Raw genomic sequence first — 26145 nt, 5'->3', positions numbered from 1 at the left:
GGAGACCGGCCATGGAGCTTTTTACCAACCAGGTCCTGGCTGGCATTGCGACCGGTGCGATCTACGCCTGCATGGCGCTCGCTGTCGTGATGATCTATCAGGCCATCGACCACCTGAATTTCGCCCAAGGCGAAATGGCGATGTTCTCGACCTTCATCGCCTGGCAACTGATCCAGTGGGGGGTGCCGTACTGGATCGCCTTCGTGCTGACGCTCGGGATCTCGTTCGCCGGCGGCATCATCATCGAGCGGTCGCTGTTCAAGCCGCTGGCCAATGCCCCGATCCTGACCCACGTCGCCGGCTTCATCGCGCTGTTCGCCATCATCAACAGCGTCGCCGGCCTGACCTGGGACTTCACCATCAAGCAGTTCCCCTCGCCATTCGGCTCGCGGCCGTTCCTCGGCAGCCAGTTGATCTCGACCCACCAGGCCGGGATGATCGGCGTCACCGTGGTGCTGCTGATCCTGCTCTACATCTTCTTCCGCTTCACCCGGATTGGCCTGGCGATGCGCGCCGCTGCCTCGCTGCCTGAGTCAGCCCGCCTGGTCGGCATCAATGTCGGCTGGATGATTGCGCTGGGATGGGGCATGGCGTCCGCCATCGGCGCCATCGCCGGCATGCTGATCGCCCCGATCGTGTTCCTGGAACCGAACATGATGGGCGGCGTGCTGTTGTACGGCTTCGCCTCCGCGGTGCTCGGCGGCCTCACCAGCCCGTTCGGCGCCGTGATCGGCGGCTTCCTGGTCGGCGTCTTCGAGAACCTGGTCGGCACCTACATTCCCGGCGTCGGCAACGAACTGAAGCTGCCGATCGCACTGGCCCTGATCGTTACCGTGCTTGTCGTTAAACCCAACGGCCTGTTCGGCCGTGCCGTCGTTCAGCGAGTTTGATCATGACCGCACTCCAGGAAACCGTGACCGAGGCCCCGGCCGTCAGCGTGCCGTCGAAAAAATCCATGACGGTGAGCCTCGGCGCATCGCTGATCATGCTGGTCTTGATGCTGCTGATCCCGCTGTTCGTGAAGAATTTCGTGATCTTCCAGCTGACCATGCTGCTGGTTTATGCGATCGCAATCATCGCACTCAATCTCCTGACCGGCGGCAGCGGGCAATTCTCGCTGGGCCAGAGCGCGTTCTACGCACTCGGCGCCTACACCTCGGCGATCCTGATGGAGCACGCCGGCATCAACTATGTGCTGACGCTGCCGGTCTCGGGCCTGGTCTGCTTCATCTTCGGCTTCCTGTTCGGATTGCCGGCGCTGCGGCTCAGCGGCGTCTATCTGGCATTGGCGACGTTCGCGCTGGCCACCGCCATGCCGCAGATGCTCAAGCTCGGCGTGTTCGAGCACTGGACCGGCGGCGTACAGGGCCTGGTCATCACCAAGCCGGACGCGCCGTTCGGCCTGCCGATGTCGCAGGACATGTGGCTGTATTACTTCACCCTGGCTGTGGGGCTTTTGATCTACATCGCCTCCGTCAATCTGCTGAATTCGCGTTCCGGCCGCGCGATGATGGCGATCCGCGACAACCAGATCGCGGCGTCGGCGCTGGGCGTCAACCTGTCGCTCTACAAGACGCTGGCGTTCGGCATCAGCGCGGCCTTCACCGGCATCGCCGGCGCGCTCGGCGCCATCGTGGTGCAGTTCGTGGCGCCGGACGGCTACACCATTACGCTGGCGATCGCGATCTTCCTCGGCATGGTGGTCGGCGGTGTCGGCTGGCTGCCGGGATCGCTGGCGGGCGCGGCCTTCATCGTGTTCGTGCCGAACATTGCCGAGAGCATCTCCAAGGGCCTGTCGGGCGCCGTGTTCGGCGTGCTGCTGATCATCATCATCTTCGTCGTCCCGCACGGGGCACGCCAGGTGGCCTACACTGCAGAGGCCCTTTTCAAGAAACTGGTCGGCTCAAAAAGCTGACCGCAAAAAAGACCGACTCAAGACACCCACCAAGAAGGAGCTTTTTCGACCATGACCACGCGTACCACCCTCATTGGCCTGTCGGCAGCAATCGCCGCCCTGGCGCTCAGCAACGGCGCAGCCCTCGCGCAAAAGAAATACGACACCGGCGCATCCGATACCGAGATCAAGATCGGCAACATCATGCCCTACAGCGGCCCCGCTTCGGCCTATGGCGTGATCGGCAAGATGGAAGCCGCCTATTTCAACATGATCAACGAACAGGGCGGCATCAACGGCCGCAAGATCAATTTCACCAGCTATGACGACGGCTACAGCCCGCCCAAGGCGGTGGAGCAGGCCCGCAAGCTGGTGGAAAGCGACGAGGTGCTGTTCGTGTTCGGCCCGCTCGGCACGCCGTCGAATTCGGCGATCCAGAAATACATGAATGCGAAGAAGGTGCCGCAGTTGTTCGTGGCCACCGGCGCCACCAAGTTCGGCGAATCGAAGGACTTCCCCTGGACCATGGGCTGGCAGCCGGCGTACCAGAGCGAAGGCCGCATCTATGCCAAGTATCTGCTGAGCACGAAGCCCGACGCCAAGATCGCGATCATGTATCAGAACGACGACTTCGGCAAAGACCTGCTGAAGGGCATCAAGGACGGCCTCGGCGCCAAGGCCGCGTCGATGATCATCGCCGAAGACAGCTATGAAGTGTCCGAGCCGACCATCGACTCCCACATCGTCAAGCTGAAGGCGACCGGCGCCGACACCTTCATGAGCCTCACCACGCCGAAATTCTCCGCTCAGGCCATCAAGAAGGTCGCCGAGCTCGGCTGGAAGCCGACCTATGTGCAGAGCAACGTCGGCGCATCCGTGGGCAGCGTGCTGAAGCCGGCCGGTTTCGAAAACGCACAGGACATGCTTACCGCTGCTTACGCCAAGGACGGCGCGGATTCGCAGTGGGACAATGACGAAGGCATGAAGAAATTCTATGCTTTCCTGGCCAAATATGCGCCCGATGCCAACCGGACCGATGCCTCGGTGGTCTATGGCTACGGCCAGGCGCAGACCGTGGTGCAGGTGCTCAAGCAGGCCGGTGACAACCTGACCCGCGAGAACATCATGAAGCAGGCCGCCAGCCTGAAGGACTTCACGCTGGACACCCTGCTGCCGGGCGTCAAGATCAACACCAGCGCCACCGACTTCTATCCGATCGAGCAGCTGCAGATGGCGAAGTTCAAGGGCGAGAAGTGGGATCTGTTCGGCCCGATCATCAACGGCGAAGTCGGCGGGTAGCAGCTTCCGGTTGCAGCCGTCGGCGACGTCGGCTGACTAAAGTTCAGGCCCCCTGCGACCTTGTCGCCGGGGGCTTTTTCTTGAAGACCCCCGGTAAACGGTATTCAATGTCGACGCGAGACCCGCAGAGGTTTCCAAAAACAACCAAAAAGACACATCGACCAAAACAAAAAGGGAGAAACTGAATGTCTTTCGTCACCCGACGACTGGCGGTGCTTTCGACCGCTTTTGCCGTGATCGCTGCGAGCAGCAGCGGCGCATTTGCCCAGAAGAAATACGACACCGGCGCCACCGATACCGAAATCAAGATCGGCAACATCATGCCCTACAGCGGACCGGCCTCCGCCTACGGCGTGATCGGGAAAACCGAAGAGGCCTACTTCCGCAAGATCAATGCCTCCGGCGGCATCAACGGCCGCAAGATCAACTTCATTTCCTATGACGATGCCTACAGCCCGCCCAAGGCGGTGGAGCAGGCGCGCAAGCTGGTGGAAAGCGATGAGACCCTCATCGTGTTCAATTCCCTGGGCACGCCGTCGAACACCGCGATCCAGAAATACATGAACGCGAAAAAGGTGCCGCAATTGTTCGTGGCCACCGGCGCGACCAAATGGAACGATCCGAAGGAATTTCCCTGGACCATGGGCTGGCAGCCCAACTACCAGGCCGAGACGCGGATCTACGCAAAATATCTGCTGAAGGAAAAGCCGAACGCCAAGATCGCCGTGCTCTACCAGAATGACGATTACGGCAAGGATTACCTGAAGGGACTGAAGGACGGCCTCGGCGCCAAGGCCGCGTCGATGATCATCATCGAGGAGCCCTATGAAGTGTCCGAGCCGACCATCGACTCGCACATCGTCAAGCTGAAGTCGCTCAATGCCGACGTGTTCGTCAACATCACCACGCCGAAGTTCGCGGCGCAGGCGATCAAGAAGGTCGGCGAGCTCGGATGGAAGCCGCTGCACTTCCTCAACAACGTCAGCGCCTCGATCGGCAGCGTGATCAAGCCGGCCGGCTTCGAGAACGCGCAGGACATCATCTCGGTCGCCTATCTGCAGGATCCGCTCGATCCGCAATGGAAGGACGATCCCGGCATGAAGACCTTCGACGATTTCCTGGCCAAGGATTTCCCCGAGGGCAATCGCGCCGACGCCTCGGTCATGGTCGGCTACAATGTCGCCCAGACCCTGGTGCAGGTGCTGAAGCAGTGCGGCGACAACCTCACGCGCGAGAATGTGATGAAGCAGGCCGCCAGCCTGAAGGGCTTCCGGACCACCAACCTGCTGCCCGGCATCACCATCAACACCAGCCCCACCGACTTTGCACCGATCGAGCAGGTGCAACTGCAGAAGATCAAGGGCGAGAAATGGGAGCTGTTCGGGCCCGTGATCAGCGGTGAGACCGGCGGCTAGCCGGACCGTCTTGAATGCCAGCCCTCGGCAACCACCCGTTGCCGAGGGGCTTTTTTTGATCGTTCGCGAAACACCTTCCAATTGGCCTGACAACGCGACCCTGTTGAAAAGCAGGAAATGCTGCTATTGATCCCCACTGCGCCCTTGACTGCGCCAAAAAATCCAATGATTTGAACGGGAAGCCTAAGGAAAGCGCGCCTCGCGTTTTCGCTCCGGAACAGGATGGATACCGTTGTCACCCCGCGTCTTGCGAAAGACGCGGCCCGAGGAATATGCACCGAGAATGACCGACCATCGCCCCCTGCTCCGTTCGATTTTCGATTCCGCCGTCGCCGCCGCCCATCCGGACCGCGTGCTGGCGCAACATCTGCCCGCTGCTCCAAAGGGCCGCGTGATCTGCCTCGCCGCCGGCAAGGCCGCCGCCGCTTTGGCCGCCGCCGCGGAAGTCCACTATCTCGACCGGCTCGGGCTCGACCCGGCACGGCTGTCGGGCCTCGCCACCACCCGGCATGGCCATGGCGTTCCGACCCGGCGCATCAAGGTGATCGAGGCCGGCCATCCTGTCCCCGACGAGGCCGGCTTGAAAGCCGCCGACGAGACCCTGAAGCTCGCCGCCACCGCGACCGCCGACGACCTGGTGCTGGTGCTGATTTCCGGTGGCGGTTCGGCAAACTGGGTCGCCCCGGTCGAGGGCGTCTCGTTCGCCCAGAAGCAGCAGGTCAACAAGGCGCTGCTGCGCTCAGGCGCGCCGATCGGCGACATGAACACGGTCCGCAAGCATCTCTCCCGCATCAAGGGCGGCCGCCTCGCCCGCGCCGCGTACCCGGCGCAAATCATTACACTCGGCATTTCCGACGTGCCCCATGACGATCCCGCTGTGATCGCGTCCGGGCCGACGGTGCCCGATGCAACGACGCTGGCGGACGCCCGTGCCCTCATTGCGCGCTACAATCTGACCGTCGACGACGCGGTGCGCCGCGCGCTGGATGACCCGCGCAATGAAAGCTGCAAGCCCGACGATCCGATTTTCGCGCACACCAGCTTCAAGCTGATCGGCCGTCCCCGCGACTCCATCGACGCCGCGGCGCTGACCGCGAAGCAGGCCGGCTATGAAGTCATCGACCTCGGCGCCGATCTCGAGGGCGAGGCGCGCACCGTGGCCGCCGACCATGCGGAGATGGCGCTGAAGGCGCGCGCCGAGGGCCGGCGCCTCGCCATCCTGTCCGGCGGCGAGCTCACCGTCACGGTGACGGGCAACGGCCGCGGCGGCCCCAACCAGGAATATGCCTTGGCGCTGGCGGCGAAGCTCGCCACCACCCCGAACATCGCCGCCATCGCGGCCGACACCGATGGCGCCGACGGCGGTGCCGGGTCGCCGACCGATCCGGCCGGCGCCATGATCGACCAGACAACGTTCGACAAGATGCGATCCCTCGGGCTCGATCCGGCCGGCTATCTCCTGAACAACGACGCCACCGGCTTTTTTGAGAAAACCGGGGACCTGCTGATCACCGGCCCGACCCTGACCAACGTCAATGACGTGCGGGTGATTCTGGTCGACTAGGTCTTGCGGAGACGGCTTACCCTAAAATTTCGCGAGCTTGTCCAGCATCTGCAGCAGCGCCGCGCGGTCGGCTTCGCCGAGCAAGGCGTTGAGCCGGGCTTCATGCTTGGTTGCAACCAGCCGCTTGGCGCGGGCCAGGATGGAGCGGCCCTTGTCGGTCAGTTGCACGATGTGCGAGCGGCGGTCCTCGGTGGAGCGTACCCGCGCGCACAACTCGCGGCTCTCCAGGGCGTCCAGCATCGAGACGAAATTCGGCCTGAGGATGCCGAGCGTGGTGGCGATTTCGGTCTGATTGCGGCCCGGGTTCTTCTCCAGCATGATCAGCACCGAGAATTGCGCCGGCGTCAGATGCAGCGGCTCGACGCAACGGATGAAGTCCTCGAAAATCCGCAGCTGCGCCCGCTTGAACTGATAGCCGAGCAGCTCGGACAGTTCGCCAAGCACGAGCGGCGCCGCCTCCACATCGGCGGCCGCTTTGGGCGCCGGCGTCTTGCGAATTGCGGCCGGCTTGGCGCCGGGAGAAGCTGCTGTCCTGGAAACGGCCATGAGGGGACCCGCAAAATATCTCGTTGAAATCGCAGCGATCTGCCGGACCGGGTCGCGACCGGCGCTCGCAGCCAGACCCACTTGTAGTTATATCTAATAATTGTTATGGAGTATATCAAATAACTGAAGCGGCAAACAACCGCTCCTGACTTTATCACTGCATATGACTTTATTTCACTGTTGATGACATATCACCGCTGAAGACATATCGCTGCTGAAGACACGGTCACACCGGCGCACACTCTGCACGCGCCGGTGCTCGAGGGGGATGCACAACCTTGGATAGCACAATTCTGCTGTTCCTGCTTCAGGACGGCATCACCAATGGCGCGATCTACGCCCTGCTCGGCCTGGGGCTGGTGCTGGTGTTCGCGGTCACCCGGGTGATCCTGATCCCGCAGGGCGAATTCATCACCTATGGCGCACTGACCTACGCGACGCTGTCGGCCGGGAAACTGCCGGGCACGGCGCGCCTCGCGCTGGTGATGGGGATCATTGCATTTTGTTTCGACCTGTTCGTCGCCCGCAAAGCACTGCGCATCCAGTCAATCGCCCGCTCGGCTGCGATCAATGTCGCGCTGCCGCTCTTGATCCTCGGCCTAGCCATGCTGGTCGCCGGACGGCAGAACGGCATGACCGTCAATTTCCTGCTGTCGCTGGTCATCGTCGCCCCGATCGGGCTCTATCTCTATCGCATCGCTTACCAGCCGATCGCCCACGCCTCGGTGCTGGTGCTGCTGATCGCATCAGTGGGCGTGCATCTTGCCATGCAGGGCCTGGGGCTGGTGTTCTTCGGTGCCGAGGGCCTGCGGGCGCCCCCGATCGCAGATGTGGCGTTCTCGCTCGGGCCGATGCGGATCACCGGACAGAACCTCGCGGTTTACGGCATCGCACTGGTCCTGATTGTCGCCCTGTGGCTGTTCTTCGGCCACACGCTGTACGGCAAGGCGCTGCGCGCCACCGCGGTCAATCGCCTCGGCGCGCGCCTCGTCGGCATCCGCACCACCCTGTCCGGACAGATCGCCTTCCTGCTGGCCGCGGTGATCGGCGCGGTGTCGGGCATCCTGATCGTGCCGATGACCACGATCTATTACGACAGCGGCTTCCTGATCGGGCTGAAGGGCTTTGTCGCCGCCATCATCGGCGGGCTCGGCAGTTATCCGGTGACCGCGATCGCGGCGCTTGTGGTCGGCTGCGTCGAGGCGTTGTCGTCGTTCTACGCCAGCGACTACAAGGAGGTCATCGTCTTCACTTTGATCATTCCGGTGCTGATGGTGCGTTCGCTATCGTCGCCCGCCGTCGAAGAAGAGAAGGACTGATCGCCATGACGCAGCGATGGCCCATTCTCGTGTTCGCTTTGGTGATGGCGGCGCTCCCGATCATTCCCGGCATGCCGCCGTTCTGGATCGTGCTGCTGGACAATATCGGCCTTGCCGCTTTGGTGGCGATGGGGCTGGTGCTGCTGACCGGCGTCGGCGGCCTCACGTCTTTCGGCCAGGCCGCCTTCTGCGGCTTCGGCGCCTACACCACCGCGGTGCTGACCACCACCTACGGCCTGTCGCCTTGGCTGACGCTGCCGCTGTCGCTGCTGGTCAGCGGGCTTGCCGCGGTGCTGCTCGGCCTGGTTACGGTGCGGCTGTCCGGCCACTATCTGCCGCTCGGCACCATCGCCTGGGGCCTCAGTCTTTTTTATCTGTTCAGCAAGCTTGAATTCCTGGGACGTAACGACGGCATCTCCAGCATTCCGCCACTGTCGATCGGCCCGCTGAAGATGATGAGCGCCGGATCGATCTATTACGTGATCTGGGCCGGCGTGATCATTGCCGGAATCCTGACGCTGAACCTGCTGGACTCCCGCACCGGGCGCGCCATCCGCGCCCTGCGCCGCGGCCATGTGGCGGCGGAAGCGTTCGGCGTGCAGACCGCGCGCGCGAAACTCCTGGTGTTCATCTATGCCGCGGTGCTGGCCGGGCTCTCGGGCTGGCTCTATGCCCACTTCCTACGCGCGGTGAATCCCACGCCGTTCGGCGCCCAATCCGGCATCGAATATCTGTTCATCGCCGTGGTCGGCGGCGCGGGTTATGTCTGGGGTGCGGTGCTCGGCGCCGGCATTGTGGTGATCCTGAAAGAGATCCTGCAAAGCTACCTGCCTTTCGTCTTCGGCGAAGGTCAGCTGGAAACCATCGTGTTCGGCCTCTTGCTGGTGACGCTGCTGCAGGTCGCCCCGACCGGGGTGTGGCCGCGGCTGGCGGCGCTGTGGCCGTTCACCCCGCCGCGCAAGCGGCCAGAACCCGCCGCGGCGCTGCCGGTGCGCAGCCACACCGAGACGACGAGTGCGACGCTGCTGCAGCTGGAAGGCGCCCGCAAGCAGTTCGGGGGTGTCATCGCTGTCAACGACGTCTCCTTCGAGGTGCAGGGACGGGAGATCGTCGCCCTGATCGGCCCGAACGGCGCCGGCAAGAGCACGACCTTCAACCTGATCACCGGGGTCCTGGGCTCGACGGGGGGAAAGATCTCGCTGTTCGGCCGGCCCATCATCAACACGACGCCGCAGGACATCGCCAAACTCGGCGTCGCCCGCACCTTCCAGCATGTGAAGCTGGTGCCCGACATGACGGTGCTGGAAAACGTCGCGATCGGCACTCATCTGCGCGGCAGTGCCGGCGCGATCGCGAGCATGCTGCGGCTCGATCGCGTGGACGAGGCCAAGCTGCTGGCGGAAGCCGCCCGGCAGATCGAGCGCGTCGGGCTGGGCGCCCAGATGCATCAGCTGGCCGGCAGCCTGGCGCTGGGACAGCAACGCATCGTGGAGATCGCGCGCGCTTTGTGCGTCGATCCGATCCTGCTGCTGCTCGATGAGCCCGCAGCCGGCCTGCGCCATAAAGAAAAGCAACAGCTCGCCGAACTGCTGCGGCAGCTGCGCACCGAGGGCATGTCGGTGCTGCTGGTCGAGCACGACATGGGCTTTGTCATGAACCTCGCCGACCGCATCGTGGTGCTGGATTTCGGCACCAAGATCGCGGAGGGCACCCCGAGCGTGATCAAGTCCCATCCGGATGTCATCAAGGCCTATCTCGGAGGCGTCGCATGAGTGCGCCATTGCTTGCGGTGTCCGATGTGCATGTGGCCTATGGCAAGGTCGAGGCCGTCCGCTCCGTCTCCCTGGACGTGGGAACGAGCGAGATCGTCACCATCGTCGGCGCCAATGGCGCCGGCAAGACAACGCTGTTGAACGCCATCATAGGCATCCTGCCGCTCAAAGGTAGCGTCGCCTTCGCCGCTAAGGATATCGGACTGCTCGACATCGAGGACCGGGTCTCCCTCGGATTGTCCCTGGTGCCGGAACGCCGCGAGCTGTTCTCGACCATGACCGTGGAGGAAAACCTGCAGCTTGGCGCGTTTCGCAACGCGGCCGCGACAGTACAGTCGTTCGAGCGGGTTCATGCACTGTTTCCGCGGCTGAAGGAGCGCCGCACTCAGTTGGCCGGCACCCTCTCCGGCGGTGAGCAGCAGATGCTGGCGATGGGCCGGGCGCTGATGGGGCAGCCTAAACTGCTGATGCTGGACGAGCCGAGCCTTGGGCTGGCGCCACGCATCGTGGCCGACATTTTCAAGATCATCGCCGAGCTGAAATCAGCCGGCGTCTCGGTGCTGCTGGTCGAGCAGAATGCCCAGGCCGCGCTGCAGATCGCGGACCGCGCCTATGTGATGGAATTGGGTGAATTCATCCTGAACGGCCCGGCGAAGGACATCGCGGCGGACCAGCGCGTGGTGGCGAGTTATCTCGGCTTCCAGCACGACGACGCATCGGCGGTGTGAGCGGCACCACTTGTAGCCCGGATGAGCACGGCGACATCCGGGAGACCAGAGCCCCGGATATCGCTTCGCTCATCCGGGCTACGCGTTCACGGTGCTTGAATCGAAACGGGGCCGATCTTGCGATCGGCCCCGGCTTCTTTTTGGAGAAACCTCAGTCCTCCGGCAGGACGACATACTTGCCGTCCTTGACCGTCAGCAGGATGCGCGAGCGGTCGTCGAGGCCGTAACGATCCTTTTCGGTGAAGTTGTAGACACCCTGGCTGGCGGCGATTTCCTTCTCGCTGATCAGCGCCTTGCGGATCGCCTCGCGGAACTCCGGCGTGCCGGGCTTCGCTTCTTTCAGCGCCACCGGAATGACGCGCTTGAGCACTTCGAACGCATCGTAGGAGTGACCGGCGAACTGGCTGCGGCTGTTGGGGCCATACTTGGCTTCATACGCAGTGTTGAGCGCGAGGCCCGGTTTCTTGGTCAGCGCGGTGTCGGGCTGGCCTTCCGGCGCCATCACCGGACCCGACGACATGATCACGCCTTCCGCGGCCTTGCCGGCAATGCGGATGAAATCCATGCTGGCAGCGCCATGGGTCTGATAGATCAGCCCCTTGTAGCCGCGGTCACGCAGCGTGGACTGCGGCAGCGCAGCGGCCGTGCCGGACGCGCCGATCAGGATCGCATCCGGATTGGCCGAGAGCAGCTTCAGCACCTGGCCGGTGACCGACGTGTCGGGACGCGCAAAACGCTCTTCCGCCACGAGTTGAAGGCCCAACGGACCACCCTGCGCCTTCAGGTCGTTGAACCAGAGGTCGCCATAAGAATCCGAATAGCCGATGTAGCCCACGGTCTTGATGTTGTTCTTCTTCATGTGGGCATACAGCACCTTGCCCATGATCGGGATCGGCTGCGGCATGTCCACCGACCACTTCTCGCGCGCCGGTGTGAACGGCATCGGCGCGAGCCCGAAGTGCGGCACGCCCGCTTCATTGGCGACCGTCGACACCGCGACGGTCGGCGGCGTGGTGGCGGAGCCCATAATCACGTCAGCCTTGGCTTCGGTGATGAAACGCCGCGCATTGGTGGTGGCATTGGTGGGATCGCCGGCGTCGTCGAGCACGATGACCTTGAGCTTGACCCCGCCGATCTCGGTCGGCACGAACTCGACCGCATTGCGCTCCGGAATGCCGAGCGCCGCCGCCGGACCCGTGGTCGACGTGGTGATGCCGATCACAATCTCGTTGCTCTGCGCCGCCGCCGGTGCAGCCAGTCCCGGCAGGGCCAGCAATGCAGCGGCAGCCGAGAAAATCAATTTATTCATCAAGTCCTCCCATTAAACGCGATTGACGCTTATTTTAGTTCAGGCTTGCCCGAAACGGGCGAGAATTTCCTCACTCGCTGCCTTGGACTTTAGTCGCCTCTTTTATTGTCGGCTTCAAAGACTTGTGCACGATATCGCAGAGACGAGCGATGGCATTTTTCGACGCAGCCCGCGGCGCTGCGCATCAGCTGGCCTCGCCGAGCAGAATCGCCCGAACCGAGGCCGGATCGCCATAAAGCTGGTCCACCAGATCAGCGCGAAACTCCAGCACAGCGCGCTGGTTGACGGAGCCCTTGTCGGTGACCTCGCTGTGGTCGATGGAGAGCGGCACATCCAGCAAGACGGCGCGGGTGACCCGGGTGGACGAGCCGGTCGCACCCTCGGCTAATGCCGCAAGGCTGATCCGAAATGCCTCGCGAACCAGGGGGTCGGCCGCGGCCGCCGCCAGATCGCCCGTGGGAAGCGCCGGATTGACATCACGGCAGCCATCGAGATCGAGGATCGCCAGCGCCCCCAGTTCGTCACGGTTCAATCCGGTGATGATCACGTCGCGCACCAGCGGCGCGCAGGTGGCGACAAAGCGCGCCCGCAGCGGACCGACACTGACCCAGGTGCCGCTGCCGAGCTTGAAGTCCTCGGTGAGGCGACCGTCGAAATCGAAGCCGGCGTTCAGATTGTTCGGGTCGACCGGCTTCAGCGCATCGCCGAATTTATAGAAGCCTTCCTCGTCGAACGCCTTTGCCGTCATGGCCGGCTCCCGCCAATAGCCCGGCATCACGTTCGGTCCGCGGGCGCGGACTTCCAGCTTGCCGTTATCAGGCACGAGCTTGGCCTCGTTGCCGGACACCGGAAGCCCGACATGGCCGGAGCGGCTGGTCTCCGGGGTCACGCACATGAAGAAGGGCGAGGTTTCGGTCGCGCCAAGCCCGGTCAGCATCGGCACCCGCTGACCCGTCGCCTCGACCGCGATCTCGTCCAGCGCGTTCCAGACATGGGCCGACAGCGCTGCGCCTGAGAAGAACATCGCGTGCAGCCTTGAGAAGAATTTGTCTCGCAGCGCCTTGTCCTGGCGGAAATACGGCAGCAGCGATTCATACCCCTTGGGCACGTTGAAATAGACCGTGGGCGAGATCTCCCGGAGATTGCGCACGGTCTGTTCGATGCCGGAGGGCGTCGGCTTGCCCTCGTCGAGATACATCGAGCCGCCGTTGAACAGCGTCAGCCCGATATTGTGATTGCCGCCGAAGGTGTGATTCCAGGGCAGCCAGTCGATGATGACCGGCGGCTCGTCTTTCAGGAAGGCGAGCGTGTCGCTGAGCATCACTTGATTGGCGCAAATCATGCGCTGGGTGTTGATCACGGCCTTCGGCTTGCCGGTCGACCCTGACGTCAGCAGGAATTTCGCGATGGTTTCCGGCCCGATGGCCGCATTGGCTTCATCCAGCCGCACGTCCTCCGGCGTCGCCAACAATTCAGCAATCGGCGTAATGGCGCGGCCTGCGATCTCGCCGCGGCTCGCGGCGACCTCGGTCTCGCCCGGTACATTGGCCAGGATCGCATCGGCAAACACCGAGGCGTTGTCAGCGAACACCAGCCCGGGCGTTAGCAGGCTGATGACATAGGCGAGCTTGCTGTAATCCTTCGAGACCAGCGAATACGGCGGCGACACCGGGCAAAAGGGCACGCCGGCATAGAACGCGCCAAACGCCATCAGCGCGTGGTCGATCGAATTGCCCGACAGAATGACCAGCGGCCGGTCCGCCGACAAACGCCGTTCCAGCAGTGCCGATGCAATCGCGCGGCTGGAGTCCAAAAGTTGGGCATAGGTGACTTCGCGCCAGCCGCCACCGCTGTCACGCTCCGCCATGAACACGCGATGCGGCGTGAGTTTGGTCCAATGATGCAGCTTGTCGGTGAGCCGACGCGGATAATCGCTCAGCGCGATCCGCGGGCGAAGGTAGATGGTGCCGTTGTCGCGGCGGTCGATCGTTACCGCGGGCCGGCCGAACGAAATCGGCCGTAACGGGGCGCTGGTGGGATTGGCCGGATCGTGCCTCGAAGCAGTCGCAGACATCGTGCGCGTCCCCGTTATCTCGTGTCCCGAATTCGAAGTTCGCATCACCTAGCAGCACCCCTGAGCAAACTTCGAATTCGATCAGGACACTAGAAAACTTTAGATTCTCGTGTGGCTTATGTTTCCAAAATTCCCTCGAGGAGATCGCCACGATGTGAGGGGAATTTCGGAAGCGCCACACTAGCCCGTCAGGTCGGCTTGACCTTGGCCGTCTTGCGGTCGAGGAACGCGCGGATGCGCGCCTTCGCTTCCTTATCGTTCTGGGCGACAGTGGCCATCAGCGATTCCATCATCAGCCCGACCTGCGGGTTCGCCTCGGCAATCATCGGCAACGCCTGCAGCACCGCGAAATTGGTCAGCGGCGCATTGGTGGTGACCCGCTCGGCCAATTCCATCGCCTTGTCGAAAGCGCCGCCGGCCTCCGTGAGGTATTGCGAGAAACCGAGCGCCACGCCCTCCGTCGCGTTGTAGATACGGCCCGTCAGCATCATGTCGGCCATCCGCGCCACGCCAACCAGCCGCGGCAGCCGCACCGAGCCGCCGCCACCGACGAAAATGCCGCGCTGTCCCTCGGGCAGCGCGTAATAGGCGCTGGGCTCGGCGACACGGATATGGGCGGCGCAGGCGAGTTCGAGCCCGCCGCCGATCACGGCGCCCTTTAGCACAGCAATCACCGGCACACGCGCGAACTGCACCTTGTCGAACACCCGGTGCCACATCCGCGAATGCGCCAGGCCTTCGGTCACGTCGCGTTCCGACAATTCCGACAGGTCGAGGCCCGAGGAGAAATGGTCGCCGACACCATGGATGACCACGGCACGGACATCGTCGGCAATGCTGGAAAAGCACTCATCCAGCGCCAGCACGGTGCCGTCGTTCAGCGCATTGCGCTTGGCGGGCCGGTTCAGGCCGACGGTGAGGATGGCCCCGGCCCGCGCGATGGCGAGGGGCGACGAGGCGCCGGGAGTGGTGTCTGGCGTGGCGTGTCCCATGGGCGGTTTGCTATCCCTCGATATAATTATGTTATATAACTATATTGAGACGAGTCAACGCCCCTGCCCAATTGAAGCAGCCTACAGCACCTGATGGACGTCCAGCTCCACCCGGTCGGGATGGCGGGTGCCGACGCCGATGAATAGCGAGTGCATCAGCCAGCGGTAGGACAGCGCGCCCGTCTCGAACCGCGGCACCGAGCGGAAATAGATCAGAGCGGGATCGACGGGCTGACCACGGCGGATCTTGTCGAGGGCGTCCTTCGGGCCGAACCGGATACCGATGTTCTCGATGTAGATGATGGCGCCGTCATCCATTTCGATGGCGTATTTCGCCTCGAGCTCGGTCAGGCCATCGGGGCGGATGACTTGATAGTCCGCCCCACCTTCCCGGATTGTCCCGTGCATCCCCTCACCGGTCAGTTCACCGCCGAGGATCGGAATCACCCGGCGATGGCCATAGCCGAAATCGCCAGCCTCGATCGGCGCTCCGACCTTGATCGCAAGGTTGAACACATATCGGGTGGCGAGCGTTGGTGCCATTTGCCTACCCCATCATCCGCTCGGGCAACCATGTCGCCAGCAGCGGGAACAGGATCAGGATCAGGAGGCGGATCAGGTCGGTGACCACAAACGGCAGCACGCCGACAAAGATGGTCGACATGTTGACGTCCTTGATCACGCTCTTGATCACGAACACATTCATGCCGACTGGCGGATGGATCAAGCCGAGTTCGACCGTCATCACGATGATGACGCCGAACCAGATCGGATCGAAGCCGAGTGCCATCACCACCGGAAACACGATCGGCACGGTCAGGATGATCATGGCCATGGCGTCCATCAGGCAGCCGAGCACCAGATACATCAGGAGGATCAGCGCCAGCACGCCGTAGGGACCGATGCCGAGCCCGGTCAGGAACTGGGTCACGTGCTGCGGCGTCTGGGTGATGGTGAGGAAATAACCGAAACACAATGCGCCGATCAGCACGGTGAACACCGCCGCCGCCGTCCGCGTCGCCTGCAGCAGCGACTGCAGGATGCCTTCGCGGTTGAGCTTGCCGCGCAGCACGCCGATCACGAAGGCGCCGACTGCGCCGACCGCGCCGGCTTCGGTCGGGATGAACAGCCCTCCATAAAGACCGCCGATCACAAACAGGAACAGCAGCAGCGGCGACCAGACGTCGCGCAGGGCGCTGGCGCGCTCCGCCCACGAGCTCTTGATGCCGGTCGGCAGGAACCCTGGCCTGGCCTTCCCGATGATGGCGATGGTGATCATGTGCATGGCGATCGCCAGCAGGCCCGGCAAAATGCCGGCGATGAACAACTTGCCGATATCCTGCTGCGTGATGATGCCATAGACCGCCAGCACCGTGGAGGGCGGCAGCATGGCGCCGAGCGTGCCGCCGACCGCGATCACACCGGTGGCGAACGACTGCGGATAATTGAAGCGCCGCATCTCCGGATAGGCAACCGCGGAGAAGGTCGCGGCGGTCGCGACCGACGAGCCGGAGATCGCCGCGAAACCGCCGCAGGCAGCGATGGTGGCGATGCCGAGCCCGCCGCGCCAGTGTCCCACGAAGGTATTGGCGGCGCGGAACAGCTCGCGGCTGATGCCCGACACCGACACGAAGGTGCCCATCAGCAGGAACATCGGGATCACGCCGAAGGTATAGTCGGTGACCGTGCGCATGGTGGTCTGTCCCACGAGCTTCAGCGCCGGCGAAAAACCGGTGAGATAACCGAAGCCGGTGATGCCGACGAGGCCCATTGCCATGCCGACCGGCACGCGCAGCAGCATCAGCACGAACAGAGAGACAAAGCCGAGGACGGCGACTGTTTCAGGGCTCACGGTCGCTTACTCCGCCGTCTTGATTTTGGCATCATGAATATCTTCCGGATGGAAGATCAGGCGATAGGTGCGGATCGCGATCAGCAGCACGGCGGAGACGTCACCGATCCAGGCCACCGCGAAGAACGGCCAGTTCGGCAGCCGCAAGTCGTAGGTCAGCACGTTGTCCTGGTAGGTGGTGTAGACCTTGTCGAACAGCGTGTAGGTCTGCACCGTGACCACGAACAGCAGCACCAGGGTGGCGAACACATCGATCCAGCGCTGGTAGCGCGGCTGGACGTTGGCCCACACCAGATCCACCGTGATGTGCGAACCGCGATAGCTGGTGGCGGCAATGCCCCAGAAAATCAGAATACCGAGCAGCAGCCGGCCGAAATCATAATAGTCGGGGATCGTCACCGCGAAGAACTTGCGCATGATAATGGCGACGAAGGTGTTCAGCGCCACGATGCCGACAAACGCCGCAGCCACCCACTCGATGGAATCGATAAACCGATCCATGAAGCTCTTGCTGCGGCTGGTCTCGGGTGGCGGCGCCAGGGCGCCGTCCTTTGTGACTTCGGGCGATGCGGTCATGACTCGGCCAACGAGATGGTGTGAGAATTAGGCAGGGGCGAACGCGGCGGCACGTGAGCGCCGCCGCGACCGATCAAGACACCGGGATCAGATTCCGGCGCCGTGCTTCTTGATCGCAGCTTCCAGATCCGCGTTGATCTTGGCCGGATCGCCGCCGGCGGCCTTGACCTGATCGGCCCAGTTGGCATGCAGCACTTGCGTTGCGGTCTTCCACTGCGCGATCTGCTCGTCGGTCAGCTTGTAGACTTCGTGGCCAGCAAGCGCCTTCATCTTGGTGCGCCCGTTGGCTTCGAAATCGGTCCAGGGATCGGACACCTTCGAAGCCCATTCCGGGGTGCAGTGATCGTCGAACACCTTTTTCTGGGCGTCCGACATCGCATTGTAGGTCTTGAGATTGACGTTGTAGGTGAACACCGTGGAGTAGAGCGGCACATCGATGTGATACTTCACCACCTTGTCGATGCCGAACAGGAAGATCGAACCCCAGGGGAATGCGATCTCGTCGGCCACGCCACGCTCCAGCGCGTCGCGGGATTCCGGCGCGGAGGCCTGCACGTTGGTGCCGCCGAGCAGCTTCACCATCTCGGCGATGGTGCTTTGCGCCGGGCGCACCTTCACACCGCTGAGGTCGGACGGCACCACGATCTTCTTCTTGCCGTGCAGCGAACCCGGATCATGGATGAAGGCGAAACAGAGCTTGGTGTCCTTCATCTCGGTCGGCGCGTATTTGCGATACCATTCGTCGAGCGCGAGCGTACCCTTCTTGCCGTCGCCGAACACGAACGGGATCTGGCCCGCGGCCACGATCGGAAAACGCCCCGGCTGGTAACCCGGGTTCACATAGGTCACGTCGGCGATACCGTCGCGCGCCATGTCGTAATGATCGAACGCCTTGCCGAGCTGTTCAGATGGGAACACCGTCGCCTTGATGGTGCCGCCGGACGCCTTCTCGAGGTCCGCCGCCCAGGCCTGGGTTGCCGGCACCAGCGGATGCGCGGGAGGAACCCACAGCGAAATCTTCAGATTGATGGTTTTGTCCTGAGCAAACGCGCCTTGCGCGAGCGCGGGCAAAACGCTTGCGGCAGCCAATAACGCCAACAGTGCTTTTCTCATCGGCATCTCCCTCCGTGATTGTCCCGGTTTCAATCGCCCGGATTAATTCCTTAACATGTTATCTAGTTTACGTCGGTTTGCAAGCAACCGCATCGCACTGCGGCAACAAGCCTCCCCAGAGCACCTTATATAATTTAACGACTGCCCGACGATGCTTGCCAAGGCAACCTTTTCAGCGACCGTTGTATCATATAATCATTACCCGGCTGAACACCGTTACCTGCGGGTAACCCGACCACCGACACAACGCATCAACTGAAGGATAGAAGTCTTGCGCACGCAAGTCGTGATCATCGGCAGCGGTCCAGCCGGATTGTTGCTGGGCCAGTTGCTCCACATCTATGGCGTCGACAACATCATCGTCGAACGCAAGGATCGCGACTACATCCTGGGACGGATCCGCGCCGGCGTGCTGGAACAAGGAACCGTCAAGCTGCTGGACGAGGTCGGCGCCTCGGCGCGGCTGCATCGCGAGGGCCTGATCCATGACGGCATCGAGCTCGTGTTCGACGGCGTGCGCCACCGCATCGACATGAAAGAGGCGACCGGCGGCAAGACCGTCACGGTCTACGGCCAGACCGAAGTCACCCACGACCTGATGGATGCCCGCGCCGCCGCCGGGCTGACCACGATCTACGACGCCGACCAGGTGACGCCACGGGATTTCGACGGCGACAAGCCGCGCGTGACCTATGTCAAGGACGGCACCACCCACGAGATCGCCTGCGACTTCATTGCCGGCTGCGACGGCTTCCACGGCATCAGCCGCCAGAGCGTGCCGGCCGATGCCATCAGGCAGTTCGAGCGGGTCTATCCGTTCGGATGGCTGGGTGTTCTGTCCGAGACGCCGCCGGTGTCGCCGGAATTGATCTACACAAAGCACGACCGCGGTTTCGCGCTCTGCTCGATGCGCTCGCAAACCCGCAGCCGCTATTATCTGCAATGCCGGCTGGACGATCACGTCGACAACTGGTCGGACGAGAAGTTCTGGGACGAACTGAAACGGCGTCTTGATCCGGAGGCCGCCGGCCATCTGGTCACCGGTCCCTCGATCGAAAAAAGCATCGCGCCACTGCGCAGCTTTGTCGCCGAACCGATGAAATTCGGCCGTCTGTTCCTGGCCGGCGACGCTGCCCACATCGTGCCGCCGACCGGCGCCAAGGGCCTCAATCTCGCGGCCAGTGACGTGCATTATCTATCGGTCGCATTGCGTGAGTTCTACGCCGAGAAATCCGCCGCCGGCATCGATGCCTACTCCACCAAGGCGCTGGCGCGGGTGTGGAAGGCGGAGCGTTTCTCGTGGTGGATGACCTCCATGCTGCATCATTTCGCCGACACCGACGAATTCAGCGCGCGTATCCAGATTGCTGAGCTGACTTATCTGGTGGGCTCGAAAGCCGCGACAGCGGCGCTGTCGGAGAATTATGTCGGGTTGCCGTATTAGAGAAATGATGTTGACCGTCATCCTGAGGTGCGAGCCTTGCGGTGCACTTGCACCGCTGGGCGAGCCTCGAAGGATGCACGGCCAATTCTATTTAAGTATTGGCCGTCGCCCTTCGAGGGCCGCGCTCCGCACGGCCACCTCAGGGTGACGGATAACTTACTTTATTCGACTTTCAGATCGCAACGCGTCGCGCCCGGAATTCGGACTGGAGCTGCCAGTTTTTGCCGTCATCAAACGAGCGCTCGCCGCGCCAGCGGAACGAGTTCGATGTGATCTTGCTGAAGCTCCATCGGATGGCCGCGCCGGTGTCGGCTCTGCCTTCCTGCACGATGTCCTTCCCGTGCGCGCGGCCGATCTGGCGGGTATAGAGCTGCTTGAGCGGATCGGTCCAGAGGATGTGCCAGGCATCCAATCCGGGATCATAGACCCGCAGCGTCGTGCCATAGAAGATGCCCGGCAGGATCCAGACATCCTGGATCGCGCGTCCCTGCAGCACCCAGCCGAAATGAATATCGCCACGTCCGGTGTGCCTGGTGCCGTCATCGGCATAGACCTCGGCATCCATCTCCCAGTCGCCGATCAGCCAGCCATAGAGCGCCATCGCATTGGCGCGGTCCGGGGCCGGCCCGTCGGTGTGAAGTACGTTGGCGAAGCGACGGGATGAAGCGGCAGTCATGACTCGGACCTCTCGCGGGATTAGTGGTGCTAATCCCTTAAGCCAACGCCCCGATCGGGACTTGGACAAACTTGCGGTTCCGCGCAGACGACAACCCGCCGGGCCTCCTACTCCGGATGCGGCGTCACCACATGATAGCTGCGATCGAAGTAGATCAGGCTGTCCGCGTGGTCGGCGCTTTGCAGGGCAACCACCTGACAGAACAGGACATCATGGGTGCCGACATTGGTCCTGCTGGTGATGCGGCAATCGAACGCAACGGCGCCATCGACCAGAACCGGCGAGCCGGTTTCGAGTGTCGACCAGACCGCGGCCGAAAATCGCTCGTCCACGGGAATCCTGCCGCCGAACAGCCGCGATAGCTCCTGATGACGCGCCGACAGCGCATTGATGCACACGACACCATTCTCGATGACGCCGGCATAAGCCGATGAGGCGCGATTGATGCACACCAGCAGGGTCGGCGGATTGTCGGTCACGCTGCAGACCGCGGAGGCGGTGAAACCGGCACGGCCGGCGGGACCGTCGGTCGTGACGATGTTGACCGCCGCACCGAGGTGGGCCATCGCATCGCGGTAGTCCCCGCTGTCGACGCCGCCTGGTGTCGGTCCATCGCTTGCAGACGCGGTCACGAACGGACTCCGGCGATCTCACGCAGCACCTGCGCCAGCACGGCGGCTCCGGCCGTGACATGAGCCGGCTCCGCCCATTCATGCTCGACATGGCTGGCGCCATCCCGGCAGGGAATGAAGATCATCGCCGCCGGGCAAACCTTGGCGAGATGACGTGCGTCGTGGCCCGCCGCCGACAGAATGGCCATGGCGGGCTGCCCCTGATCGCGCGCCGCCTGCACGATCAGGTCGCGCAATCGCGGATCGAACTCATTGGATGGCGCATCGACCAGCGGCGTCAGCGTCACGGTGCAAGGCAAAGCACACCGACGGCACAGCACGGCGATACGCGCACCGGCTGCATCGAGCACGGCATTGTCCGGATGCCGCAGATCGATGCTGAAGGTCACGCGCGAGGGCACCACCGAGGGCGCGTTGGGCTCGACCGTCACCCGCCCGATGGTGAATTTGATGGCGTCGTCGATTGCCCCGATCTCCGCATTCAGCGCGGTTGCCATGCGCGCGAACACCAGCAGCGCGTCGCGGCGTTCGTTCTGAGCCAGCGTGCCGGCATGGCCTTCGGCGCCTTCGATCACCACCTGAAACGTCTTCTTGCCCTGAATGCCGGTTACGGCGCCGATCACATGCTCAGACGCCTCGAGCAGCGGGCCCTGCTCGATATGCAGCTCGAGATAGCCTGCCACGGGAAATCCCAGCGGTTTGTGTGGCAGGTCGGGAAAGGCCGCATGCAGCCGGTCGAGCGCGTCGCCGACGCAAACGCCATCCGCATCGGGCACTGCGCGAATGGCCACGAGGCTGCGCGCGCCGACGAATGCTTCCGATCCCATCATGCCGGGCGCGAAACGACTGCCTTCCTCGTTCATCCACGCGACCACGACCAGATCGCAGGCCGGCCGCAGACGCTGCTCGGCCAACGTGACCACGGCTTCAAACGCAGCCATCACGCCCGCGGCGCCATCGAATTTGCCGCCAGTGGGCTGGCTGTCGAGATGGCTGCCAAGCAGGATCGGCGGCGCGGTGGGATCTCGGCCCGGAAGCGTCATGAACAGGTTGCCGGCGGCATCCGTCGCCACCGTCAGGTCCGCCGCCTGTGCCCAGCCGACCACGCGACGCCAGGCTTCGATCTCGCCGTCGCTCAGCGCCTGCCGATTGACGCCACCGGCCGGTGTCGCGCCGATCTCGGCAAGCGCCATCAGCCGCGTCCAAAGACGATCACCATTGATCAGGGAGTTGGAGGAAACCATCGGGCGGTCTATGTCGTGCGCATGATCTGGCCCGGCAACGCGCGGGGATCGCGTGGAAGCCACCTCCCCGCCTCGACCTGGACGATGAACTCGGCGAGCAGCGCGTTGAAGGCGGCAGGCTCCTCGAGGTTGAGGGTGTGACCGGTCTTGGGAAATACCGAAAGCCCGCAGGCGGGAATGGTCTTTTTCAGGAAGATGCCCGGCTGCAGGCAATGATCGTCCTCGTCTCCGACCATCACCAGGGTCGGCACGTTCATCTGCCTGAGTTCTGCTTCGAGATCGTAGAACGAGGGCCGTCGCGCCTGCACGCCGCGCATGGTGTTGGCTGCGCCGCGATCGGAATGGGTGGCGAGGCGGTCGGCGAACTCCTGCCAGCCGCGCGGGTCCTTGTTCTGGAACTGCACCCGGCTGGCGCCGAGCGCATAGATTTTGGAAAACTCCTTCGCACCCTTTGTCTCGAAATTGTCGGCGACTTCAAGAGATACGCCGCGGAAGTAATCCTCGAACTCCTTCTCACAACCATACCCGGCGCCGGCCACCGTCAGCGACAGCGCCCGCTGCGGCGTGCGCAGGCCAAAATGCACCGTGCAGAAGCCCCCCATCGACAGCCCGACGATGTGCGCCTTGTCGATGCCCAATCCGTCGAGAACGGCAACGGCGTCGTCGGCCGCCAGCGTCTGCGAGTAGGCGTCGACGCCATCAGGCACATCCGACGGCGGATAACCCCGCGCCGCATAGGTAATGCAGCGATGGCGGCGGCTGAAGTAACGCAACTGCGGCTCCCAGCTCGCATGGTTGCCACCAAATTCGTGAATGAACAGGATCGGCGTGCCCTCGCCCGCCTCTTCCACATGCAGCGTCACGCCATCCCGTGTGATGATCGACATCGGTTGATCTCTGTTAGAATTGCGGCGGCAGATCGTTGAGCGTGCGAGCCTGCGCCACCATCTCCGGCAGCAGCGCGCAGAACGTCTCGACCCATGGTGGCGGCACCGACGTGCTCACCTTCACAAAACGATCGCCGAAGCGTTGGGTGTGATAGGTGCCCTGGCGGATCATGATGCCCTGACGGCGATAACATTCGACCAGCGCTTCCGGACGGACGCCGGCGGCGACGGTTTCCAGCACCAGGAAATTGCCATGCGAGGGATAAATCGGCAGCGACAGGCCCTCGATCGCGCTGACAGCTTCATGGATCATCGCTTTGTTGGCGCGGTCGATGCCGCGCACCTTGGTCATCCATTCCGCCTTGACGGCAAGTCCGGCCTGCGCCGCGCGCTGAGCGATTACGCTTGCCCCCAGCACGTTGGTCGCGGTCTCCGCAAATTCCTCGAACAACGCAGGCGCCGCAACCAGCGCGCCGATCCGCAGTCCGGCGAGTCCCAGCCATTTCGAGAAGCTGAGCGAGACCACGGCGCCTTCGGGCGCGGCGTGCAGCGCCGGGTGATGGCCATCGGCAAAATCACGGTAGGTGCAGTCATGGACCAGCAGCGCGCCGCAGTCGCGGGCGATGGCGGCAAACGCCTCGATCTCCTCGCGGGTATAGCGGATGCCGAGCGGGTTGTTGGGGTCGACCAGATAGATGATGACCGTGCGCTCGTCGACATGGGCCTTCAGCGCTTCGGGCGTCAGCCGATAATTGCAGGCCGGATCGTAGATCGGGATTTCGATCACCTCCGCGCCTTGTTGCCTCGCGAACAGGCATGGCCATTTCCAGGTCGGATCAGTGGTCACGAAGGTGGTGCCGGGCTTGCAGCGCGCGCGGCAGATTATCGCCAGCGCGTTGACGCCGCCTTCGGTGACCAGCGCCTCGGCGCCGGGCGTGCCGAGATCGGCCACGATGGCGCTGCGCAGCGCCTCGAAGCCCAGAGGAGGCGCGTAGGCATTGAACTCGCCGGCCTCGATCGAACGCACCATCGCCTCGCGCACCGCGGGATGACTTTCGATGTGATTGGTGTTCTGGCCAAGCCAGTAGAGTCCCGGCGTGGCCGAGAGTTCGTCGAAATAGCGGTTGCGGATCAGCGCGGTTGACATCGTTTTTGACATGGCTCTGCGGTCTCAGATCACGGAGCCGCGGGCGGCAATGCCGCCGTCGATGGTGACGACGGTGCCGGTGATGTAGCCGGCCTTCGGCGACGACAGGAACGCAACGAGGTCTGCGACCTCCTCCGAGGTGGCCGGCCGTTTGCCGGGATACTTGTCGAACAGCTCTTCCCAGCGGCTCTCGTCGCCGAGCATGTCGATCGCCTTGCGCTTCATGATCTTGAGCATGCGATCGGTCGCGACCGGGCCGGGGTTGACCGCAACCACGCGGACGCCGTGGTTGAGGCTCGCACCGCCCAGCGCCTTGGTGAAGGACATCAGCGCCGCGTTGCCGGTCGAGCCCGCGATGTAGCTTGCATCCCAGTTCTCGCCGGAATTGCCGATGATGTTGAGAATGACCCCGTCCTTGCCCTTCATGCGTGGGTAATAGAGCCGCGACAAATTGATGTAGCCGAACACCTTGAGATCGAAACCGCGCCGCCAGTCGGCATCGCCCAGAACCTCGAGCGAGCCGGCCGGGATATCGCCGGCATTGTTGATCAGGATGTCGATGTCGCCGACCTCGGCGGCCAGCTTCTCCATCGCCGCGGTGCTCGACAGGTCCAGTGCGTGAACGCTGATCCTGACGCCATATCGGGCTTCGAGCCTGTCCCTGGCCTCCACCATCGCCGCGCCATTGCGGGCGGCCAGATGCAGGTGACAGCCTTCCGCGGCAAAGACATCGGCCACGGCAAGCCCGATCCCTTGCGACGCGCCGGTGATCAGGGCGGTCTTGTTTTTCAGGTTAAGTTCCACGCCAGCGTCTCCAAGATGCAAATCCGATATACAAAGTCTAGCAATTTGCATACCAAGAGACTGAACGTCACTCGAAGGCGGCGAGAAAATCCAGCAGATTGTCGCCAAGCAGGCTGACATGGTCGCGCATGGCGCTATGGGCCCGCTCCGGATCATGGGCGAGAATGGCCTGCATGATGGCCTCGTGCTCGCGCACGGTGTCCGCGATGCGGTTCGGCATCCGCGTCACGCGGCGGCGATAGGCGGCCACCTGGTTGCGCAATTTCCGGGTCTGGTCGGCGAGAAAGGCGTTGCGCGACGCCTCGTAGATCGCCTCGTGAAATTCCTGGTTGATGTCGTAGAACGCGTCGATCTGGCCGGTCTCGCCAATCGATATAAGTCGCTGATGAATCTCCATGATTTCGATCCCCCAGGCCTGGGACACGCGCCGTGCGGCGAGCCGCGCGCACAGTCCCTCGAGCTCGGCCATGACCTGGAACATCTCGATCAGCGCCTGCGCCTTGATGGCGCGCACCGTGGCCCCCTGGCGCCCCCGCAGCTCGACCAGATTGTTGGCCGCCATCAGCCGGAACGCCTCGCGAACCGGCGTGCGCGAGACCCCGAAGCGTTGTGCGATCTCCTGTTCGTCGAGCCGGCTGCCGGGTTCGAGCCGGCCGGCTGCGATATCCTCCTCCAGCTTCTGGCGCAGGCTCTCCGCCAGCGTCACACCGGGCAGGGACGGAAGGCCTCCGTGCCCGTTTTCGGCTCTTTTGCCCTCATTATGTGCACCAGGCCGCGCCACATGTTTCTCCAGAATAAATCTAAGTATACATCATCGCTGACCCCATACGCGAAAACAGCGACGACTCACCCGCATTA

Annotated in this window: 24 protein-coding genes; 9 read left to right on the top strand and 15 right to left on the bottom strand. The window is 63.2% G+C overall.

The annotated features are described in order from the left end of the window. Positions 1–11: 11 nt before the first annotated feature. From RS897_RS14835 to RS897_RS14815, 5 genes are all read left to right on the top strand, one after another. Entirely contained in the window at positions 12–890 is an 879-nt protein-coding gene (locus tag RS897_RS14835) for a branched-chain amino acid ABC transporter permease (RefSeq protein WP_315837277.1), read from the top strand. A gap of 2 nt (positions 891–892) precedes the next feature. After that, complete coding sequence (locus tag RS897_RS14830) at positions 893–1915, top strand: branched-chain amino acid ABC transporter permease (protein ID WP_315837276.1); 1023 nt, start codon at positions 893–895, stop codon at positions 1913–1915. A gap of 51 nt (positions 1916–1966) precedes the next feature. Further along, positions 1967–3193: an ABC transporter substrate-binding protein gene (locus RS897_RS14825; RefSeq protein ID WP_315837275.1), complete on the top strand. Its 1227-nt coding sequence runs from the start codon at positions 1967–1969 to the stop codon at positions 3191–3193. A 185-nt stretch (positions 3194–3378) separates the two neighbouring features. Then, complete coding sequence (locus RS897_RS14820) at positions 3379–4608, top strand: ABC transporter substrate-binding protein (protein ID WP_315837274.1); 1230 nt, start codon at positions 3379–3381, stop codon at positions 4606–4608. Between the two features lie 283 nt (positions 4609–4891). Further along, on the top strand, positions 4892–6172 hold the full coding sequence (locus RS897_RS14815; protein ID WP_315837273.1) for a glycerate kinase type-2 family protein: 1281 nt from the start codon (positions 4892–4894) through the stop codon (positions 6170–6172). 21 nt (positions 6173–6193) lie between these two features. Here RS897_RS14815 and RS897_RS14810 read toward each other — a convergent pair whose 3' ends face one another. Beyond that, on the bottom strand, positions 6194–6718 hold the full coding sequence (locus RS897_RS14810) for a MarR family winged helix-turn-helix transcriptional regulator (protein WP_315837272.1): 525 nt from the start codon (positions 6716–6718) through the stop codon (positions 6194–6196). A gap of 278 nt (positions 6719–6996) precedes the next feature. Here RS897_RS14810 and RS897_RS14805 point away from each other — a divergent pair, with 278 nt between their 5' ends. From RS897_RS14805 to RS897_RS14795, 3 genes are read left to right on the top strand one after another with little or no spacing between them, the layout of a single operon-like run. Then, positions 6997–8037, top strand: a complete 1041-nt coding sequence (locus tag RS897_RS14805) for a branched-chain amino acid ABC transporter permease (protein WP_315837271.1) — start codon at positions 6997–6999, stop codon at positions 8035–8037. A 5-nt stretch (positions 8038–8042) separates the two neighbouring features. After that, the gene (locus RS897_RS14800; protein ID WP_315837270.1) at positions 8043–9809 is read left to right on the top strand and encodes a branched-chain amino acid ABC transporter ATP-binding protein/permease; all 1767 of its coding nucleotides are present in this window, start codon (positions 8043–8045) and stop codon (positions 9807–9809) included. Further along, positions 9806–10537 (top strand): ABC transporter ATP-binding protein, encoded by a 732-nt coding sequence (locus RS897_RS14795; protein WP_315837269.1) that lies wholly within the window; start codon positions 9806–9808, stop codon positions 10535–10537. Before RS897_RS14800 ends, RS897_RS14795 begins: the two co-directional genes overlap by 4 nt. Positions 10538–10688: 151 nt before the next feature. Here RS897_RS14795 and RS897_RS14790 read toward each other — a convergent pair whose 3' ends face one another. The 7 genes from RS897_RS14790 to RS897_RS14760 all read right to left on the bottom strand — a co-directional run bounded on the left by RS897_RS14790 (position 10689) and on the right by RS897_RS14760 (position 18453). Continuing rightward, entirely contained in the window at positions 10689–11846 is a 1158-nt protein-coding gene (locus RS897_RS14790; protein WP_315837268.1) for an ABC transporter substrate-binding protein, read from the bottom strand. 184 nt (positions 11847–12030) lie between these two features. Continuing rightward, a complete protein-coding gene (locus tag RS897_RS14785) occupies positions 12031–13920 on the bottom strand; it encodes a feruloyl-CoA synthase (protein ID WP_315837267.1) in 1890 nt (629 codons plus the stop codon). A 188-nt stretch (positions 13921–14108) separates the two neighbouring features. Further along, positions 14109–14912, bottom strand: a complete 804-nt coding sequence (locus tag RS897_RS14780) for a crotonase/enoyl-CoA hydratase family protein (protein WP_315837266.1) — start codon at positions 14910–14912, stop codon at positions 14109–14111. An 81-nt stretch (positions 14913–14993) separates the two neighbouring features. Then, positions 14994–15455 carry a DUF3237 domain-containing protein gene (locus RS897_RS14775; protein ID WP_315837265.1) on the bottom strand — a complete coding sequence of 154 codons (462 nt, stop codon included), beginning with the start codon at positions 15453–15455 and terminating at the stop codon, positions 14994–14996. A gap of 4 nt (positions 15456–15459) precedes the next feature. Then, positions 15460–16764, bottom strand: a complete 1305-nt coding sequence (locus RS897_RS14770) for a TRAP transporter large permease (RefSeq protein ID WP_315837264.1) — start codon at positions 16762–16764, stop codon at positions 15460–15462. Positions 16765–16770: 6 nt separating this feature from the next. After that, the gene (locus RS897_RS14765; protein ID WP_315838646.1) at positions 16771–17265 is read right to left on the bottom strand and encodes a TRAP transporter small permease; all 495 of its coding nucleotides are present in this window, start codon (positions 17263–17265) and stop codon (positions 16771–16773) included. 162 nt (positions 17266–17427) lie between these two features. Beyond that, positions 17428–18453, bottom strand: coding sequence for a TRAP transporter substrate-binding protein (locus RS897_RS14760; protein WP_315837263.1), 1026 nt, complete (start codon positions 18451–18453; stop codon positions 17428–17430). A 271-nt stretch (positions 18454–18724) separates the two neighbouring features. Here RS897_RS14760 and pobA point away from each other — a divergent pair, with 271 nt between their 5' ends. After that, positions 18725–19897 carry a 4-hydroxybenzoate 3-monooxygenase gene (gene pobA / locus RS897_RS14755; RefSeq protein WP_315837262.1) on the top strand — a complete coding sequence of 391 codons (1173 nt, stop codon included), beginning with the start codon at positions 18725–18727 and terminating at the stop codon, positions 19895–19897. A gap of 172 nt (positions 19898–20069) precedes the next feature. Here the strand turns inward: pobA and RS897_RS14750 are convergent, their stop codons facing one another. From RS897_RS14750 to RS897_RS14720, 7 genes are all read right to left on the bottom strand, one after another. After that, a complete protein-coding gene (locus RS897_RS14750) occupies positions 20070–20573 on the bottom strand; it encodes a hypothetical protein (protein ID WP_315837261.1) in 504 nt (167 codons plus the stop codon). Between the two features lie 107 nt (positions 20574–20680). Next, positions 20681–21139, bottom strand: coding sequence for a flavin reductase (locus RS897_RS14745; RefSeq protein WP_315838645.1), 459 nt, complete (start codon positions 21137–21139; stop codon positions 20681–20683). A 62-nt stretch (positions 21140–21201) separates the two neighbouring features. Beyond that, positions 21202–22449: a Zn-dependent hydrolase gene (locus tag RS897_RS14740; protein WP_315837260.1), complete on the bottom strand. Its 1248-nt coding sequence runs from the start codon at positions 22447–22449 to the stop codon at positions 21202–21204. Between the two features lie 8 nt (positions 22450–22457). Further along, the gene (locus tag RS897_RS14735; protein WP_315837259.1) at positions 22458–23336 is read right to left on the bottom strand and encodes an alpha/beta fold hydrolase; all 879 of its coding nucleotides are present in this window, start codon (positions 23334–23336) and stop codon (positions 22458–22460) included. Between the two features lie 13 nt (positions 23337–23349). Further along, positions 23350–24495 carry a pyridoxal phosphate-dependent aminotransferase gene (locus RS897_RS14730; RefSeq protein WP_315837258.1) on the bottom strand — a complete coding sequence of 382 codons (1146 nt, stop codon included), beginning with the start codon at positions 24493–24495 and terminating at the stop codon, positions 23350–23352. A gap of 12 nt (positions 24496–24507) precedes the next feature. Then, positions 24508–25287, bottom strand: coding sequence for an SDR family oxidoreductase (locus RS897_RS14725; protein ID WP_315837257.1), 780 nt, complete (start codon positions 25285–25287; stop codon positions 24508–24510). A 67-nt stretch (positions 25288–25354) separates the two neighbouring features. Further along, positions 25355–26068: a GntR family transcriptional regulator gene (locus tag RS897_RS14720; RefSeq protein WP_315837256.1), complete on the bottom strand. Its 714-nt coding sequence runs from the start codon at positions 26066–26068 to the stop codon at positions 25355–25357. Positions 26069–26145: the final 77 nt, after the last annotated feature.

Source organism: Bradyrhizobium prioriisuperbiae (assembly GCF_032397745.1).
Classification (GTDB): Bacteria; Pseudomonadota; Alphaproteobacteria; order Rhizobiales; family Xanthobacteraceae; genus Bradyrhizobium_A; species Bradyrhizobium_A prioriisuperbiae.
Note: the sequence above shows the minus strand (reverse complement) of the source record. Positions and strands in the feature narration are given on the sequence as shown.